The organism is Colwellia sp. MB3u-8, assembly GCF_014076985.1.
Taxonomy (GTDB): domain Bacteria; phylum Pseudomonadota; class Gammaproteobacteria; order Enterobacterales; family Alteromonadaceae; genus Cognaticolwellia.
Genome location: NZ_JACGVA010000072.1, coordinates 37,462 through 56,901, shown reverse-complemented (window position 1 = coordinate 56,901; position 19,440 = coordinate 37,462). Strand labels below are relative to the sequence as shown.

The following is a 19,440-nucleotide window of genomic DNA, read 5'->3' as shown; positions in this document are numbered from 1 at the left end:
TCAGAAAAAGTCCCTAAAAGAACAAAGTTATCCTCGCCTAAAGGCTAATTATTTCGAGAAAAATTTGCCCCCCAGCTTTATATTCAACTACACAGCTTGCATGGCCAATTTTATGCTTTTTACGCGCTAATGGCTTGCATTACACGCCAGATAAAGGGCTTGCTTGCTAAACTTGTCTTTCTTTGTTGATAACAACACGCTTAGTCAAATCCCTATTTATCATGTTAATTCCACTTACCGCTGATTATTTGCTTACGTTTAATTTGATTTATAAAATAGACCAGCCAAAGCTTTATCTCTGACAAGCTTATTTTACGCCCTAGTCGTTGAATTTAATTAAAAAATAATTTCATTAATACTAAAATAGTGACTTAATAGTAATATTTCTGTTACATTATTGATAATAGAAATATTAAATTTTTTAGCGACTATTGAACTGTCGATTATTTTGTTTGTTATTTTACTGATTATAAAGTTATTTGTACTTTTGGGTTATTTGTACAATGTGGCACCTTTGACGTGCAATCATTCTGTATAGCAAGGTAATATAAGCGAGTAAAAATATCTAACAAGCATAAGACTACAAGCTGTTGAGCGAAATAATGTTTGCCGTAACAAAAATGTGGTGAGTCTTGAAAAGTTAACCGAAAGGGCACATTCCGAATTATCATTCACTTAGATGAGTATGTATTTCTTGATATTTTCCGAATTCAGCAAAAGAATTTCCACCGCTTTAATTGCTATCATTTTACTTACTATTGTCGTCAGCTTTGCTGGCCTTATTCATAATATTGACCAAAAAAATATCAACGAATTAAATAGTGACTTTACTATTAATAGTAGCTATTACATTGATAAAAACAACAATGTTGACCTTAAAAATATCTTAAGTAATACTGACTTTATCGCTAGTAAATTAAATAGTATTCCTTATGCATTAGCACAGCAAAGTTATTGGATAAAACTATCTCTGCATTATCCTATTGATAAAAAATCGATAACTACTAGCGCGCAAAAAAGCTTTATTCAAGGTAGTGGCAACAAGCAACTAATATTGATGGCCGAACATAGTATGCTTGATACTTTTATCGTTTATCAACTAAATGCCTTTACTGCGCCAGAAAAAATTTACCATAAACGCGCCAATTCAAAAGAGTTAAGCCAAAATGTTTACCCTTATGCAAGACTAAAGCTGAATCAATTCGGCCATAGTGAATTCCTGATAAAAGTGAAAAATTCTGGTCCTCCTAATATTCCTCTGCTGTTATTTACCCCGCAAGACTTCGAACAAAGAGTAATGCTATCTCAATTAATATATGGCGCATTTATCGGCATATTACTCATCATGGCAATATATAACTTAGTATTATTTTTTGCTGACAAAAATAAAGTTTATTTATTGTATATTGGTTACTTATTATCTGCTTTTGCAGTGCTGTCCTCATTAACAGGTTATGGATATTTTCTTTTCTCCGACTGGGTAATGCAGTTACTCAATAAATATATTATTTTTACACATTTTTTACTGATTATTTTTTTACTGTTATTTACGCTTTATTTTTTACGTTATGACCGTTTAAAACATTGGGCTTACAAATATTCACTTGTATTTAGTATTGTTATTAGTTCATTAGGGCTATATTCTCTTTCGCTCGACGAATTAACACAAACTAAACTTTTTTTCTCTCTGCAACCACTATTTTATATTGTCGTACTCTTTTTAATTCTTAACCGCCTAAAACGAGATTTTTTATGGGCACGTTTTTACTTCTTGTCCTGGTTGCCCTTATTAATTGGCGCTATTATTCAACCTATGGTGCTGTTTAATCAACTTGAATATAGCTTTTTGACCGGTAATGCACTCCTATTTGCCATCATGATTGAAGTCACCTTTATGGCATTTGCCTTAGCTGAGCGTATTCGCCGCAATGAGCAAGAAAAACTAGCCATGGTTGCTTACCACCAAAGTAACCATTTACCGAGACAAACAAATTTAGACCATAAAATCAGTCAACTGATAGAAGAAGGCAAGCAAAACTTTACCGTAATAGTGATCAAACCCGAGCAATTTCACCGTATCGAACTCTATATCAATGAACAAACATGCATCCAATTCTTTCAACGCTTAAACCTAAAATTATCTTCATTGTTCAGGTTTAATGATGCCGTACTTAATATCACTGAGCAATTTGACAAACTCTGCTATCTCGAAAATAGCAGCTTAGCTATAGTCATTGACAATTCACTTAACGAGCAAGATATAGCACTATTTGTTAACTCAATTCAGCAAGCCGCTCGTGATGTTTTTTATATTAAAGATCTTAAACTGCCATTATCCGCGTATATTGGTTTAGCAAAATTTTCTGCTCATGATAGCTCAAGTACAAGTATGATCAATAACGCGTCAATTGCAGCAAATAAAGCTGAGTTAACGCAAAATAAATGGGCTTACTTCACGCAAAAAGATAACCAAAGTAGTCCTTCATCAATACAGTTGGCCATTGACCTACAACAAGCAATAACAACGCAAGGGTTTGAGTTATTTCATCAACCGCAGATCGATTTAAAAACCAATAAAGTCTGTGGTAGTGAATGTTTAATTCGCTGGCACCATCCAACACTTGGTCATGTTTCACCTGATATTTTTATTCCCGTCGCGGAGGATTTTGGTTTAATACCTTCATTAACCTTATGGGTAGTAGAAACAGCCTTGAGTCAACAAGCAGCGCTAACCCAAAATACGGGTCTCAACCACATGGTGTCTATCAACATCAGTGGTAAAGACCTTATTCAAGCAAATTTTATTGATGATATTACCAAGATAATCAATCGCAGTGATATTAAAGCAGAAAAAATCATTTTCGAATTAACAGAATCTGTTTCTTTTGCACAAAATAACATCGCAATAGAAACCATAGAAAACCTTATTAAATTAGGTATTACGATTAGTCTTGACGACTTTGGTACTGGCTACGCTTCCATGTCGCAAATTAATCAGTTGCCGTTCCAAGAGTTAAAAGTAGACCGAGAATTTGTTGAAAATGTTTGTAGCAATAATAAACGTAAAGTTATTGCGGAAACGGCAGTGAAAATGGCAAAAGGGCTAGGCTTAGAAGTGGTCGCAGAAGGCATCAATAGCAGCTTAGATGAAGAAACTTTACGCAGTTTTGGTTGCGATATTGGCCAAGGTTATTACTATGCTAAACCTATGTCTTATGAGCAGTATCTCAGCTGGCTTAATCATTTATCTAATGGCCAAATACCCGCGAGCTTAGAGGGAGAATATATACCCGCCCCTCTAAAATAGGAAAATTTTTGTCACGCCATAAAAAATTAGCTAAAAGCCATGGATAATGAAGCTAGAGCTAAGTAGGATTGCACCGCCAAGAATAGTTATTCTCGACGGCTGCACTCGGTGTTGGCTTAATCGCCGACAGCGATATGGACATATTGTTGAAATCTATAACGCGGGAAATGGTCTTTATCTATTTGCCCTTAGCAAGGTAAGTCAATAAGGCAACAGTGATATTCCATCAAAAAAAGTTCAGCTGTTTTTTTGTTAAAACAATTGATTTTCAAGTGTTTTACCATTAATAAGTTGAGTATAAGACCAGTTATGGCTTGCTAAAGCCGTTAATAAATCCATTTCAATAGTTAGCTTACCTTGCTCATTACTGATGGTAAGTAAGTATTCTTTATCTTGTGTCATAGTCACCTGGCTAACCCCCGGGATTTGTAAAATTACCGGCATAATTTCTGGATAAATCTGTTTCATTCTCAGCGTTAAAAATCCAGCACTGTCATTATTGTTCAGCGTTTGATGCTGTTTTAAATGACCATTATCGAGATAAAGTACCTGATCACATAATCGCTCAAGCTCACTAAGATCATGAGAGCTTAAAATAAAGTTAACGTCGCTGGCATGCTCACTAACAATAGCGCGTATCTCTTTAGCATTAGCAGGGTCAAGCCCAGCCGTTGCTTCATCTAACATGACAATTTCAGGGCTACCTAATAAGGCTTGCGCTATGGTTGCGCGTTTTCGCATACCGTGCGATAACTCACTGGGTAGGCTAGTTAACGCATCTGACAAACCTACCATGTCTAAAACCCTAGCCGTATCTTTTTTAGCCAACTTGTTGCTCATACCCTGTAAGCGAGCATAAAAATTTAATTGCATCGCAATCGTAAACCTAGGGTCTAATTGCGCGTCCTGGGGTAAGGCTGACAAACGCCCAAACAGCGCTGAATTTCCAGGGGTATGTCCTAATATACTAATTTTGCCTGATGAAGGCTGAATATAGCCACATAACAAGCTGAACAAAGTGGTTTTACCTGCACCATTAGGACCCACTAAAGCCACTGGCGCCCCTTTTTCTAAGGAAAACTCGACCTTGTTTAGGGCTGTTTTATCTCCATATCGTTTCGTGACTTGTTGAACATCGATAATTAAACTCATAGTGATGCCCTCTTCATCAGCCAATGGCTGGTAATCAGTAACAAAGCGGTCTGTATTAAAGGTAATAAATATTGACTAGTTGCCGTGCCGTTTTGCGATAAAATACTGCTTATTTGCTCACCTGGAAATAGCCAGTTTAGATAAAAAATTTGGCCAAATTGATATTGAATAAAAGCAAGCACCAAAGGACCTAAGGCAAAAAATAATGTGGCGGCAACTATCGCCAGTCGCGCTGAATTAACCAAGGTATTAAGCAATGACATTAAGGCAATAAACGGCATAACAACGATTAATAATTCTAAAGATAATTTAGCACCTATCTGTAGGCTGGCCGATAAAAGTGTTATATCTCGCACACTGGCTAGTAGGGTTGTCGCTATTGAGGTCAGCAATATTAATATCGCTATAATAAGCAGCTGACCTAAATAACGTCCTAATATTAACTCGGCTCGGGTTGTTCTTAGGGTGATAAATCTTAATGTGCCACGATGCTTATCTGAACAAAACTGATCGCTACAGACCAATAAAGCAAAGCTTGGGAAAAAATATACCGCCACCAACCAATAAATAGCGTACTCAGCGACCGGCCAATCTAAAAGCGCCGTTAGCCCCAGAGCACCAAACAGTTGCGACGCCATGCTTTCAAATGAAGGCGAAATAACCATTGCAGACGCTGAGCCAACAAAATAATACAAGATAATAAACCAGATTGTGGCAAAGGCTGATAACGCCAATAAACCTCGCTTAGTGGTAAACAAACGTAAAACTTCAAAAGTAACTAAGCACCAAATTCTCGAGCAACTTATCTTCACATCACACCATAATAACTGTTATTTTTTAATAGATTAAAGTTAAAAGCAGTGAAATGCGAGTCATTAGTATAAATACCTTAAAATATTGTCAAATTTTTTGTTAAAAAAACAAAGTTAGACTCATTTGACTCATTTGATTAATTAAGTGAACGACTTATTAAGCAAGTAAATAACCTAAATAACAAATTTTATACGTGGTTTAGCCCCCTTTGAAGTGTCTATTTGTGGCGTACAAAACAAAAGCCGTGCTGAAGGAACGTTTAATTGCTCAACCATGTGCGCTTTAAATATCTCCACACGTTGTTGCGATAGTATATTTAAGCGGACTATATTTTCCGGCTGATGCCCTTGTGAAGCATCAGTCAATGCAATATCGCTCGGGGTGGCTACAGCACAAAGCTTAACATTAACCTTGTCTCTATCGGCAAGCATCACAGACATTTGACGACTAAATTCTAGTTGTTCCGTATTCAATTCAGTTGCGCTGACCGGATAAGTTAAGTCGTTGATTCTGAGTTTAAGGGCAAATTCACCTGCTGCCATGGCAACTTTCATCACACTGGCATAAGGGACAAACGTGGTGATCAAATAATCTTTTGCCGCTGACATCGTCGCCTGTTTAACCAGTAAGGTTAACAAGCCTGACAAGCCAAATGAAGGTGAACTCGTATCGCCAGTGAGTGGTAGCGATAAGGCTACATTACCATCAGAATCTTTTAACATACCCAAAGCAACATTAAAGGGCACACTAAATTGTTCTTTTATCACACCTCTTTCATGATCATCCACTGAAGTGAACTCTATACCTCGAAGTAATAAATCAATATCGCCATTGAGTTGCTTACCCGTCAAGGCGGCTTTTAGCGTTATATCAAGTTGACCACTTTCAATTTCGTATTGTAAAGCCTCTTTAATATAGCTAGAAATACCCGGTAAACTCACCTCTTTAACCACAGCATCTAGCGTGAATTTTTGCTGGGGAGCAAAGGGTAAGCCTCGCCCTTTTAGGTCAAAACTAGCATATTTATCGCTTTTTCCTTGTATATTAAGCACAACTTCCTGCTCAGGCTTGCCACTATCAACGTCTGACAAAAGAAAATGAGTCATGTTTACGTTGCGCTCATAATAGGGTGTAACACTGCTATCTTTAAAGTCTATCTGTGCGCCATCAAGCAAGCTAAACTGCCCTAGTCTAAATATAGGCTTAACGGGTTTATTCGTTTCATCAACTACCCCATCTTGTGTAACAAGCTCATTATCAGCCGTTTTACTTTCTTGCTCAGTACCAAGTGTTTTTTTATCCTCGTTATTAGCAAGCGCAACCAGTGTCGCCAATTGCTTGTCTTTATCTAATAAAACATGAGCCACAAGTCCGGATAACGTCATATTATTAACGGCGATAAGCTCAGGCGTATACGCGATATTATTTACCGACAAGCTCTTAAAGATGGCTAATGCAGGCATATTTTGTTCGATGTTTTTTGAAAATTCACCGTTAGCCACTTGCACATTTTCAATCGTTACTTTAGCCCTGTTTTGCTGGTATTGAAGGGCAATATTATTAGCTGATAAATTTGATATTTCAGCTAAGAGCGCATTATTCTCTTTCGATTTTGCCGCAAGCCCTTCAATAACATAATTCAACATAACATCAAGATTGATGGGTTTATTTGGCTGTAATAATACCGCTAAATCTTTCACCTGAATTTTTTGACGCTTAATATCTATAGCAATATTATTTTGCTCGACATGCAGGTCATCAACTGAGGCTATTAGGTCACGGGTATTGACTGATGTTTGCTCATTGCTGATAACAATATCCATTTTACTGGCATAACTTACTTTGCCATCCAATGCTGATATGGAACTAGGCAAAAAAGTTTTTGCTGAACTTAAAGCAATATTTTTCGCATTCAAATCTATACTAATTTGGCCTTGTTGTTTCAACAAACGACCATCTAACGCCACTTCTATTAGTGCGCCATTTAAATGACTGACTAGATTTAATTTAATCTCTTGTTCATTTTGTGCAAGTAAAATGTTCTGTAAAGAAAATGAATCTAATTGAATATTATGTGTTTGTGAAAAATGTACTAATTCGATGTGAGCATCGGTCAAGGTAAATTCAGGGATAATAACTTGATAAGGAAAGTCAGTGCTTGCTTGCTCTGTTTCTGCTGCTGTTGCTAACGGCGGTGAATTTTCACTACCTAATTCAATGCCAGCAACATTGAGTGACGACTCATTAACCGTAACAGGAATAAATAGACCATTGACCGTAAATTCGGCAACATAAATTTTATCAAACAATAACTGATGTAAATGTAATTCTGCGTTCAAACTTTGCAGTTTAAGTGCGCTGCTTTGCTGATTAGTTTTCACTTCTAAATGACTAATCGTTAAATGCGCTGTAAATGGGTTATAGCGAATACTAGATGCAGAAGTCAGCAATAAAGGCTTTGGTAAGCCATAAGTATTAAGAGCATAACGTATGATAATCGGTGAGAGTAACCAAATGAGAGCATAGAGGAGAATAAAGCTAATAACTAAAATTTGACTAAGGCGTTTAAAATAACGACCCATGTTGGATTCCTATACGTTGAAGAAATAACACAGAGCTATACACAAAGTAGTTTGCTTATACTCCTGTTTTACATGATTAATTATATATAATAAAAAGACAAAACAAACTATCGCAATGAGTACCCTAGTCTGTTAAATAAAAAGCTTAACAAGCTATTCTGTTTTTAACAAGTTGATGAATTGCTGTGATTGCGCTATCGCTTTACTCATTTGTGACACTAAAAATTCAACATCGCGTTTAATGGTTTTATACTCGCCTTGTAAGGCACCAATAGCCTGCGCATTTAAATTATGCTTGAGATATAAACTATTATCTTTTAAGGCTGATAACACAGGTGCCATTCCGTCTTTAGCTCGGTACATCGACTTAATCAAACTTTGGTAATTACGTTCGGTTTTTCTCAGTTTTTGCTGGCTTTTTTGCTTCAAGCTATTGCTTGAATATTGTTGAATTTCTTCATTCCATTCAGCAAACAGCGCATCGGCAACACTTTCAATAGCATCAATACGAGAAGCCACTTCTTCAGCCGAAGCTTTACTGGCTTGATATTGTTCATTGACCAATTCATATTGCGTGGTCAAATCACCACCGTCATAATTGATCAATTGAGACAGTTGCTCTAATGCAGATTGGAACTGTTGCTGAGCATCTTCTTGAGCGCCTTGGGCGTTTTCAACCCGATCGAGCATAATATCGCGCTTATGCACACCCACCTTTTCCATGGCAGAATAATAAGCCGATTGACAGCCAACAAGTAACACTAGGGCAATAACAACAAAGTATAATCTTGATACTGCGCTATTTTGCGTTTTTAATGCTGTCAAAATCTGTTACCGCTGGAGAATTTTGCAGCGTCAATAATTGCCCACAAGTGCGTAATAAGTGCGAAGGCAATCGGGAAGATTAACCATGAAAGTGCCCAGAAAATACTGGCGAAAACAAAAAACAAAATAGCAGGCAGTAAACGCCCTTGCACCAATTGGCCTAAACCTGGAATAAAAAAACTGCATATCGCTGCTAAAACATTACCGCCAGAACCTTGTTGTGCCATAGAAACCTCTTAAATGTAGAATATTTGTCACTGAAATACCGTGTTATTGTCAAAAGTATAGCATTACATTAATGTGTAAGCTGCTGTTATTAAGTCGACATAATGTAAATAAATCAGACCTAACGTTTAGCCAAAAACAGCGAATACTTTAGGACAACGTCCAATTGTTATTTTATTAAAATTAAAGTAATACCATAAAAAACCTAAAGCTATTTTAATAATACCAGCGTCAAAGGTTAGAACCACCATCAATATGTGAGACTTACCTTAAAGATAAAAAAGCCAATCCTGTACACGATTGGCTTTAAATGAATAACTCTTTAGCTGATATAAAGCTAAAAAAGCTCTTTAACCTACCGGTAAATAAGGTGAATTTTTAATTAACTGCGCAAAACACCTTATCACCTTAAAAGCTTTTGTTGTACTGCACGGCCAACAGCAAGGCGTTACCTTCTGAGCTAAAGCTCCAGTCTTTGTTACCAACAAATGCACTGAGTGATTCGGGTAATTGACCTAATAAAGCATCTTCTTCAGTGACCACGACATTATCGCCGTTAATATATGAAAGACCAAAGTCGATGCTGTCAGTGCTACTTAACTGATATGTAGCGCCAGCGCTGTACCATAATCGGTCACTATCAGGTATTGAAATTGAACGATAGTCTTCAGCAGCAGATTGGTCAAACGCAACACCCATTCTTAACGCGAGTACCGGATTAACATCATAGGTTGCCCCTAAAGCAAAGCGATAGCTATCTTCAAAATTCTCTTGCTTTTCAAACGCTAGTTCATTGCCGGCATACGCTTCAAGTTTTTCAAAACTCGACCATTGCGTATACATAATGCTGTAATGTGTCGCCCATTGCGGTGTAACTTGATGAAAACCTGAAAACTCTGTCACGGCTGGCATGTCTACCGATAAGCTAGCAGCGGTTTCCGGCACTGCAAGTCCAGAAAATTCGCCTTCAAATGCAAGCTCTACTTTACTACGATAAGACAGCGCAAATCGGTGATCTGCATTGATTTCATAAACAACACCGGCATTCCAACCATAACCAAAATCATCACCTGCCATGTTAACAATTTCAGTACTGCTGGGTACTGGTGCAACAAGGGTACCAACGCCAGGAATGGTAACACCCGCTTTTAACACGCTACCTGCATGCCTAATTAATTCAGCCTCACCGTAGACTAGGTTCATCCCTAAACCTAGACTAAGCTGTGCATTGACACGGTATGAGCCACTGATATTAGCGTTGACCGTTTTCAGGTCGGTTTTACCACCAATCGAGCCAGCAGCATAATCGTTGTCGTACTCACTTTTAAGGCCAAAATTTGAATTAATACCAATACCATAAGCAAAAGTATCATTGACCGGGTTAATAAAATACATGGCTGGAATAATAGCGGTTGGTACCACACCCTCTTGGTCAAGCTGGCTAACATCGTAGTCTGCGCCAAGCATATCGGGTGCATCCATACCTTTAATATTGACACCGGGATCGATGTACGTGGCCGTTAATGAAAAAGAGGTTTTGTCGAATAAGGCCATAGCTGCGGGGTTGCGCGCTAAAACAGCCGCGTCGTCGGCTATCACTGAATCACCAGCAAATGCACGACCTAAGCCAGAAGCACTGGTTTCGTTTAACTGAAAAGAAGCTGAATAGCTGTTAAACGTTGCCAATGTGATGGCAGCGGCAAGTATTGATTTTTTTAATGTCATGTTAGCTCTCGGGAATTATGGGAAATAAAATATTTATCGTGTTGTAAAGAAAGGATTAAATACTGAAGAATTACATACTAATAATACCCGAAAAAACGTATTCAGCTTGTTAAGAAGTGTAACGCTAGTATCAAAAAAACATCACCAAAGGCAGTAGCGACATCCGTATCTTGCGGCACCTTCATTATCTGTCATTAGCCAAGGCAGATACCTAGGTAATTCTTCAGCCCGGCTGATATTGCGATATTGTATAGTTATGCGCTGGGCCGACATATAGAGTGTCTAACTTATCCGCTGCCACCGCTACGCGGCGACCCCTTCCGTTCCCCCCCAGTATTTTCGATGCCAGGTGAAATGTAGACCACTCTTTTACGCCATTGCCGGCAGATAAAATGAAACCGACTTCGGCCAAGTGAATGCTAGCAGGGTCAACGCTGAGGTTGCCCTGTTCAATAATGCGGGTATTGAAAATTTTTGGCTGAATATAGGGCAACAACTGGCTTTGATGACGCGTCTCGCTAACGGGATCGCACATTCTTCAAGGACTAGCCAACTTATTAGCATTCTAGAGGGACTGGGGTACTCAAATGGTTAAGGCCTGGCATTAGCAAGAAATGTTTCAGCACAATCAACAGTCAAGGGTTTACTATATAGATATCCCTGTATAATATCGCATTCCATACTTTGCAAAATAGAGCGTTGCAACTCTGTTTCAACGCATTCTGCCACTATCATCATGTCCAGACTTTTCCCCAGCATGATGATAGATCGAACTATCCCCTCGTTATTTGCGCTTAACCCAAGTCCCTTGATAAAACTTCCATCTATTTTAAGCGTTCCGATCGGCAAATCCTTCAAGTAACTCATACAGGAATAACCTGTACCAAAATCATCAATGGCTATTTTGATACCAATATCTTGCAAAGTTCGCAATACCGACACAGCGGTTATCCTTGAATTGATAAAGGTATTTTCTGTTAATTCAATTTCAAGGTATCTTGGCGCCAAACCGCTGTCGGAGAGAATCGATTGGATATTTTTCAGACAATTTGGGTGCATAATAAATGAGGCTGATAAATTTACCGCAATCGTTACCGGTAAGAGACCAGATCTTTGCCAACTTTTATTTTGCTTACACGCTTGAGCTAATATCCACAAAGTTAGCTCATACATAAGTCCTACTTCTTCTATAACAGGTAAAAATTCATCAGGAGGCACAAATCTACCGTTAAGGTTCCACCTTATCAAGACTTCAAATCCAACAATACACTCACTGTTAACCGCCACTTTCGGCTGATAAACTAAAAAGAAATCCTTATTCTCTAAAGCCTTATGCACCTGCATTTCCATTGTTAAGCGTTGTACTGAGTCGTTAAGCATACTCCGTTCAAAATATTCATACTTTCCAGGCCCTTTTGCTTTAGCTTTATACATACTGATATCTGCATGCTTGAGTAAGCTAAGACTGTCTTTGCCATCTTTTGGAAAGAAGGCAATACCAATACTAGTAGAAACACGTAACAAGTGATCTTCCACTATCATTGGCCGTTCTAGCTCTACAATAATCTTTTCAATGATATGCTCAACATCTAAAGCTTGTCCAACATTCTCAATAAGGATAACAAATTCATCGCCACCCCAACGGCTTATAGAGTCAGATTTACGCATGACGTTAGATAGCTTAGCGGCGACCTGCACTAGAAGTTCATCGCCTACACGATGTCCCAGACTGTCATTAATAATTTTAAATCTATCTAGGTCAAGAAACAACAAAGCCATTTCAGATTTGTTTCTCTGTGCAGTATGAATTCCGTGCGAAAGCCTTTCCATAAGTAAATGTCGGTTGGGTAACTCGGTCAATTCATCATAGTTGGCACGTTGAAATAGTTGTGTTTCATGGGTCTCTATTGTGTCTAACATGGTGTTAACACCTAAAATAAGATCACCAATTTCATCATCACGATTACTCTTAAGTCGCTTGTGGTATCTTTTGTTTTCAGCAACGTAACCGACTAAGGTAATTAACTTTCGGATGGGTGCGGTCAGTCTTTTTTGCAACTGCCAATTCAGTATAAATGCCATTATAATACTGCCAAGAAGAACCGCACTTAAGATTAATAAGTAATTTTTTTTATGAACGATTGAAGAGTTGAGACTAGCGGATAAGACAATGACACCAAGATAATCATCACCCATCATTATTGATTGTGACACATAAATATTATCATTTTTAAAAAATGGCTTGTCTTTATAATCCTCAACCGGTAAATCAACTTGCTCTCCCATATTTTTATACTGAGCAAATAATTGCCTATCCGCGTTATAAATTTGCACATAACGAATCGCTTTATATTCTTTGAGGGAGTTGAGCAAAATGGTTACGGCTTCATTGTCATTAAAGACTAATCCAGAACGACTCGTCGATGCTAATAAGTTGATTTTGCTGTTCATCATCTCTATTAGATTATTTTTATAATCGGCAATAAAATTTGTATATAACAGCGCAGACATGATCAATAAGGGAAGAATATTAACGCCCATGACAGCGAGAAGTTGTTTATAAAAGAAATTGACTCTCTTTTTTTGTAGAATAGCCATTATTTAATACTTGCTAATTTTAATAATTCAGAACTAACAACAACATTTAGTGAATTGATTTTTTTCAGATCAATCTCAAAACGTAGCTTACTTTTTTCTATGTAAAAAACCACCGCAATACCGGGGAAATTAATACTCGCCGAATCAGCTACGATAACCGTATGGTCTAACTGTCTAGTTATTTTCTTACCTCCCTCACTAACGAAGAGTAATTCACATCCACTTGCTGTCTCTAGCGGCAATATCTCCAATGTTTGTTTTAATTTCCCAACTCGCCGGCCAGCAACTAATTGCTCTAAGAACTGAAAGAAATCAGATGAGTTATCTACACAAATCCTAATGGGAGGAGGTAGTTCACTACCCACTAAATTTGGCCATTCAATAAATTTAGTAAAATTATACAAATAGGAAGCTTTAAGTTTATTTACCTTACTTAGTGAATTTTCCGCATAAACGGTATTCCAGACTAAGAGATTCAATAAACTTATCAGCAACGCCCAATGCATTGTTTTAAATAATAGGTTAAACCGTACGACAAATGGCATATTGAAATTACATTACTTTTGAAATTGAAATAGCACTTTGCCATTTTTCCTTTGGCTGTGGTCCATTCAAGTTTTGATAAACAGGCTTACCTACTTCTATACTAAATAGAAAGTCTGGGGACAGTTTCCATAAAAGGCCTAGTCTGACATTAATTTTCTTACCGCCATAGAGATCTGGGTTAGTAATTCCTGCTGGATATGGAAATAGTGAATTAACTAACAGAGAATCATCCTGGCCATGAATTGGCTGACTATACTTAAAACTCAGACTCGCAAAAGTTTTTATTGTTGGAGATAGCTCCATTCTATAACCACCATTTAGACTGTAGTTATTGCCCAACCGGTAATTTCGATCATTGGTACCTGTTCGTATATTGACAGATACGTCAACATTAAAATCGTATACACCGCCATTTTGATAACTAAATTCAAGCGGCAAATCATAGGTACCAGAGCCCAGTTGCATAGTGTAAGGAAGCTGCTGTTCCCCTGGCTCTCTTGGCGTATCGCCAGTTACATCAATCGACCCTGTTGGTAGGCTTAAACCAAACGAAAAACGCCAAAACCCTTGATTGGCATCAGAGGCGAACCATTTATAACTGGCTAGAATCGAGGTGTCACCGACACCATTGGATTTGAGAGTAAAAAATTCATAATTACTCACAATACTAAGGTGATCTGTGCTTTGTTCAATATAAGGCACCGCAATACGCCCATGCCAATGAGGACTAAATTGGTACCCTAAAGAAAAAACTTGGGCTTTTTGTGTAATAAGGGTGGGTAAAACAGGGAAGTTTTTAGTGGTTCGCGCTTCGCTCGGTCCATTCCAAAGAACGTCATCAAAACTTAAGGTTTTGGTGCCATCAAGATATCCTTCAAATTCCACAGAGTTGAATTGATAGGTCAATGACCATGGCGACGTTAAATCATTATATAATCTACCGTCATAAATACTTTGATTAAAGAGCTGCTGCATACTCATTTCGGCAAATTCAGACGGCGTATTTTGTGCAACAGACGGAAAGCATGATAATAAAATTAACATTGACAATATTATTGACATGATTAGATTTATCATTTTTGTCACCTTGATTAAGTTAATGTTTAACTAGTAACTACCGATAAAAATCATAACTTATTTTTATTAACTATACCTCTGTTTGTTTTGTTTTAATAAGATTAATGTCACCCTGTTTAATTTTTTATTAAATATTGAATTACATCATTTTATATTAACCGACATTATTATCTATTCTTTATAACCATCACGAACTTTACTGTGTCGTAATGCTAAGGCTATTTTTAATTCTGGTGTGAGTTTGATAGTCATTGCTTACTAGCCTGATCCGCTTCAGTGTAAAATCAAGCATCTTCATTAATCACAGGTATAGGAGTATGGAGGGTTATCTCACTTTGTTCTTAAACCCTAGATATGAACTTTTAAGCTATTACGGGTCAGGAATTCGTCACCCCAAACCGCAAATTAAATGTCGATTTTTTGATCAGCTTTGAATATGAACGAGCAAGTTTGGCTAATATTATCCAACATGATGGTGGTAGGTTTAACTTTACGTCGTCGCGAAAGGCAATAGGTATATCTAGATTTAGATATAGATATACCTTTTTTTAGCTCCAGCTCTTTAATATTTATCCATTTCCTATGACCGCTGCAACGTTTCGCGAATGAAAATATTCCACTGGTTTCATGTTATCTAAACTGGCACTGTTCTACTCAAGGTAATTTGAGCTAGAGCCCATTAGTGAACTGAGAACCACAAATATCGTGGTCCCTATTGTAGCGTTAATCATTTTGATACCTGCCTTGTTAATGCATGCCAGTTTAAAGGCATAAACAACCGTGGATTTATATATCAGATGTCTAAGGTATCGTCAGTAAGGTTAGTAAAAGCTTAAGATAAAAGTTGCTCAACTGATGGTAAATTATGGCAACTGATAAATAGCAAAGCTTAACGGGGCTATTTTATCATGGCCTTGGCTCTCGGCTGATAAATAAAGCCGCTTCGCATGCTTATCGTTATAAATACCGCTATCAAGTACCTTAAGTGCTTTAACCTGATCGGAGGTATTAAAAACAATCAGTAAATTTTGCTCTTTTTCTTGTTCATTTAACGAAAAGGAATGCGAGCGCGTAATAGCAAAAATACCGGGGGTACCTTGCGCGTATACCGTACTTTGTTTGCCAAAACGTAACGCCGGGTATTGCTGGTATAACTCGGCATACTGAGCAAAGCTCTGGTAAAACAAGTGGCTGGTATCAAAATTATCATCTGCGGTGGTATGATTACTTGCCAATAAATCATCATCATTATAACTCACCACTTGAGATGGCATCATGTCTTGGCGTGAAGCTTGATCACCACCATCGCCAACAAAACCTTGTTCATCACCATAATAAATAACCGGCACACCACGACTAAAATACAACAGGGCGTGGGCTAACAAATTTCGTTGAATTTGCTCTGCTTCGCTGTAGTTATAGTCACTTTCTTTTAAGGTATAAGCAAAGCGCCCCATGTCGTGATTACCGGTAAAGTTAACCAGTTGGTTTGCATTAGTATTTTCAATATCATCATGCGACGTTTGGTATAAATAATCTTGAGCAAATAATTTAGCGAGCACATCAGTACCTTTTTGCTCAACCAAGGTTTGTTGAAGTGCACCTTGTAGCGCAAAATCTAAAACTGATTGCAGCTTTCCCTCTAGGGTAAAAGGGCTTAGCAGCTTAGGCTCAAAGCTATAGACTTCGCCATACATAAAAAAGTTATCAATACCTTGTGTTTTAGCATGCGCTATCAAGGCAGGTGAAAACGTTTGCCAAAAGGCCATATTAACGTGTTTTACCGTATCAATACGAAAGCCGTCAGGTTTAAACTCATCAATAATGGCGGTGTAAATATCAATCATGCCTTTAACCACTTTCTCACTATTGGTATCCACATCATCAAGACCGGCAAAGTCACCACGAATGGCGCTTTCACCTACCCAATTAGAATCACCTTGATTATGGTAAACATCAACACTATTAAGCCATGCCGGTGTTTTCAGGTTTTCACTACCTGGTGGAATAAAGGGTGTATAGGTATCACCTTGTGCAAGTTGTGCGAGTGACTTAAACGGGCAGTTTTTATCTTCAAGCAGCCAAGTTAAACCATCACTGCTATGACATTCTTGATACTTAATAACATCAGCTGTGTGGTTGGTAATAATATCGAAAAATACTTTAATATTGCGCTCGTGGGCTTTATCAATAAAGTTTTTTAATGCGGCATTCGTGCCTAAATGCGGGTCTATCTCACTAAAATCTACAATCCAATAACCGTGATAACCTGAACTGCCGTTTTGCAGCGCCTGATTTCGTAATACCGGCGTTAACCAAATAGCGCTTATGCCCATATTATCAAGGTAAGGTAATTTATCTGTAAGCCCGGCTAAATCACCACCGTGATACATACCTTTATTTTTTTTATCAAAGCCACCACGTGATATAGCACGTTTGGTATCATTTGCTGCTGCGCCTAAATCATTACTTTTATCGCCATTATAAAATCGGTCCGGTAAGACAAAGTAAAAAATTTCATCCTGAAAGTCTCGTTGTTGATAAGGCGCTAATTTAACCGCTTTTGCCGTAAATTTTTCACTGACATCGCTAGCATATACCTTTACATTAACTACTAAGGTTAGCGCGCATAAACTGCAAAGGGATAACAATTTTATCATCATTTATATTCTCTATATCACGTTATAACGAAGCATAAAAACAGCCAAAAGCGGGTAAAATTATTTTACTATCAAGCGTTTTACCGTCAACAGTTTTGCCATTAATAACCTTAGCAGTGGTTAAGTTATGATCGCTTAGCGCTAAGAGTTCATCGCTGAATAAATCAAGTGAGAACGCTTGAGTTTGATCGCTAAAATTAAAACACACTAAGAGTTTTTCAACGCTATCTTGTCGGATAAAAGCCAGTATCGGCTCTGGCGAATCAACAAAAGTAATATCACCATAAAGCAATGCACTGTGTTGTTTACGCCACTGGGTAAAATGACGATAACTATTGAGCACTGAGTCTGCTGAACTGTCTTGTAAATTCACCGATTTTTCTTGATGTTCAACCGCCACGGGTAACCAAGGCTTAGCTTGGCTGAAACCAGCATTAATTTCATCATGCTGCCATGGATGCGGCGTGCGACAACCATCACGTCCTTTAAATTGCGGCCAAAAAGTAATACCGTAAGGGTCTTGAATGTCTTCAAAAGCAATGTCAGCTTCAGTTAAACCAAGCTCTTCCCCTTGAAAACTACAGACACTACCGCGTAAAGAGGAAATCATGGCGAATAGCATTTTAGCTAAATCAGCATTTTGCGCTGCATTTTGACTCTTCCCCCAACGACTGATCACCCGTTGCACGTCGTGATTTGAAATCGCCCAACAAGGCCAACCATCAGACACTCTTTCTTCAAGCGTTTGTACAACTTGCTTAATGTAAGTAGCGGAAAATTCATCGGTCAGTAAATCAAAACTGTAGCCCATATGTAATCTATGATCACCTTGGGTATATTCCGCCATGGTTTTTAGTGAGTCTTCTGAAGATATTTCACCTAAAGTGACAGTCCCAGGGTATTGATCTAATAAGGTTCGAATAGATTCAATAAAAACTAAATTTTCATCTTGGGTGTTATTAAAATAATGATATTGATAAGCATAAGGATTTTTTTCATCAAAACCGATACTTTGTCTTAATGCTTTTGGTTTAGCCGGATTGTCACGCAGTTGAGCATCATGAAAACAGAAGTTTATCGCATCTAGCCTAAAACCATCCACACCGCGCTTTAACCAAAATTCAACATTATCAAGCACAGCTTTTCGCACTTGTGGCTGATGAAAATTAAGATCTGGTTGGCTAGTTAAAAAGTTATGCAAATAATATTGCTGACGACGAGGTTCCCATGTCCAACCGCTACCACCAAAAATAGATAACCAATTATTAGGCGCGGTACCGTCTTCTTTAGCATCAGCCCAAACATACCAGTCAGATTTATCATTGCTTTGGTCTTCACGGCTATCAATAAACCATTGATGCTGATCTGATGTATGGCTCAACACTTGATCTATCATGATTTTAATATTGCGTTCATGTGCTTTAGCAATTAATTCATCAAAATCGGCTAAAGTACCAAAAATAGCATCGACATCACGATAATCACTAATATCATAGCCAAAGTCTTTCATGGGTGATTTAAAAAATGGCGAGATCCAAATAGCATCAACGCCTAAACTAGCAATATAATCTAACTTACTGATTATGCCAGGTAAATCACCGATACCATCTTGATTGCTATCATAGAAGCTGCGCGGATAAATTTGATAAATTACTGCACCACGCCACCACATTTGTTCACTCATTATAAAACTCCAGGCTGTATTTTGAATTCATTTAAGACACTAAAACTAGGGTTATTTCTTGCTCTTGAATTCTCTCTTTATTATTACAGCATAAGAATACGCAATTCATTTGGTGGGGAATAGCCTTTGCATACGTATGCATTGATTTTCCTTAATTTTGCATACGTATGTAGTCGCTTGTGGGGGGAATATTTACCCTGACTTATACCCGATCTGCTCGACATAAAGTGATCAGCTAACACTGAC

At 37.8% G+C, this 19,440-nt stretch carries 12 protein-coding genes; 1 reads left to right on the top strand and 11 read right to left on the bottom strand.

Annotated elements, in window-relative coordinates; genetic code table 11:
• Positions 1–694 precede the first annotated feature (694 nt).
• Entirely contained in the window at positions 695–3,307 is a 2,613-nt protein-coding gene (locus H4J54_RS16210; RefSeq protein WP_182192044.1) for an EAL domain-containing protein, read from the top strand.
• Positions 3,308–3,559: 252 nt separating this feature from the next.
• Here the strand turns inward: H4J54_RS16210 and H4J54_RS16205 are convergent, their stop codons facing one another.
• From H4J54_RS16205 to H4J54_RS16155, 11 genes are all read right to left on the bottom strand, one after another.
• Entirely contained in the window at positions 3,560–4,459 is a 900-nt protein-coding gene (locus tag H4J54_RS16205) for an ABC transporter ATP-binding protein (protein WP_182192043.1), read from the bottom strand.
• Positions 4,456–5,271 (bottom strand): hypothetical protein, encoded by an 816-nt coding sequence (locus H4J54_RS16200; protein WP_182192042.1) that lies wholly within the window; start codon positions 5,269–5,271, stop codon positions 4,456–4,458. The genes H4J54_RS16205 and H4J54_RS16200 overlap by 4 nt, the downstream gene beginning before the upstream one ends.
• 174 nt (positions 5,272–5,445) lie before the next feature.
• Positions 5,446–7,854 (bottom strand): DUF748 domain-containing protein, encoded by a 2,409-nt coding sequence (locus tag H4J54_RS16195; protein ID WP_182192041.1) that lies wholly within the window; start codon positions 7,852–7,854, stop codon positions 5,446–5,448.
• A 153-nt stretch (positions 7,855–8,007) separates the two neighbouring features.
• Entirely contained in the window at positions 8,008–8,679 is a 672-nt protein-coding gene (locus H4J54_RS16190) for a DUF2959 domain-containing protein (protein ID WP_259366998.1), read from the bottom strand.
• Entirely contained in the window at positions 8,676–8,906 is a 231-nt protein-coding gene (locus H4J54_RS16185; RefSeq protein WP_182137753.1) for a hypothetical protein, read from the bottom strand. Before H4J54_RS16185 ends, H4J54_RS16190 begins: the two co-directional genes overlap by 4 nt.
• Before the next feature lie 406 nt (positions 8,907–9,312).
• Complete coding sequence (locus tag H4J54_RS16180; RefSeq protein WP_182192040.1) at positions 9,313–10,629, bottom strand: outer membrane protein transport protein; 1,317 nt, start codon at positions 10,627–10,629, stop codon at positions 9,313–9,315.
• Between the two features lie 591 nt (positions 10,630–11,220).
• Entirely contained in the window at positions 11,221–13,227 is a 2,007-nt protein-coding gene (locus H4J54_RS16175) for an EAL domain-containing protein (RefSeq protein ID WP_182192039.1), read from the bottom strand.
• On the bottom strand, positions 13,227–13,772 hold the full coding sequence (locus H4J54_RS16170; RefSeq protein ID WP_182192038.1) for a YfiR family protein: 546 nt from the start codon (positions 13,770–13,772) through the stop codon (positions 13,227–13,229). Before H4J54_RS16170 ends, H4J54_RS16175 begins: the two co-directional genes overlap by 1 nt.
• Before the next feature lie 7 nt (positions 13,773–13,779).
• Complete coding sequence (locus H4J54_RS16165; protein ID WP_259366997.1) at positions 13,780–14,850, bottom strand: transporter; 1,071 nt, start codon at positions 14,848–14,850, stop codon at positions 13,780–13,782.
• 863 nt (positions 14,851–15,713) lie between these two features.
• Entirely contained in the window at positions 15,714–17,513 is a 1,800-nt protein-coding gene (locus tag H4J54_RS16160; protein ID WP_182192037.1) for an alpha-amylase family glycosyl hydrolase, read from the bottom strand.
• 19 nt (positions 17,514–17,532) lie between these two features.
• A complete protein-coding gene (locus tag H4J54_RS16155) occupies positions 17,533–19,194 on the bottom strand; it encodes an alpha-glucosidase family protein (RefSeq protein WP_182192036.1) in 1,662 nt (553 codons plus the stop codon).
• Between the last annotated feature and the right edge of the window lie 246 nt (positions 19,195–19,440).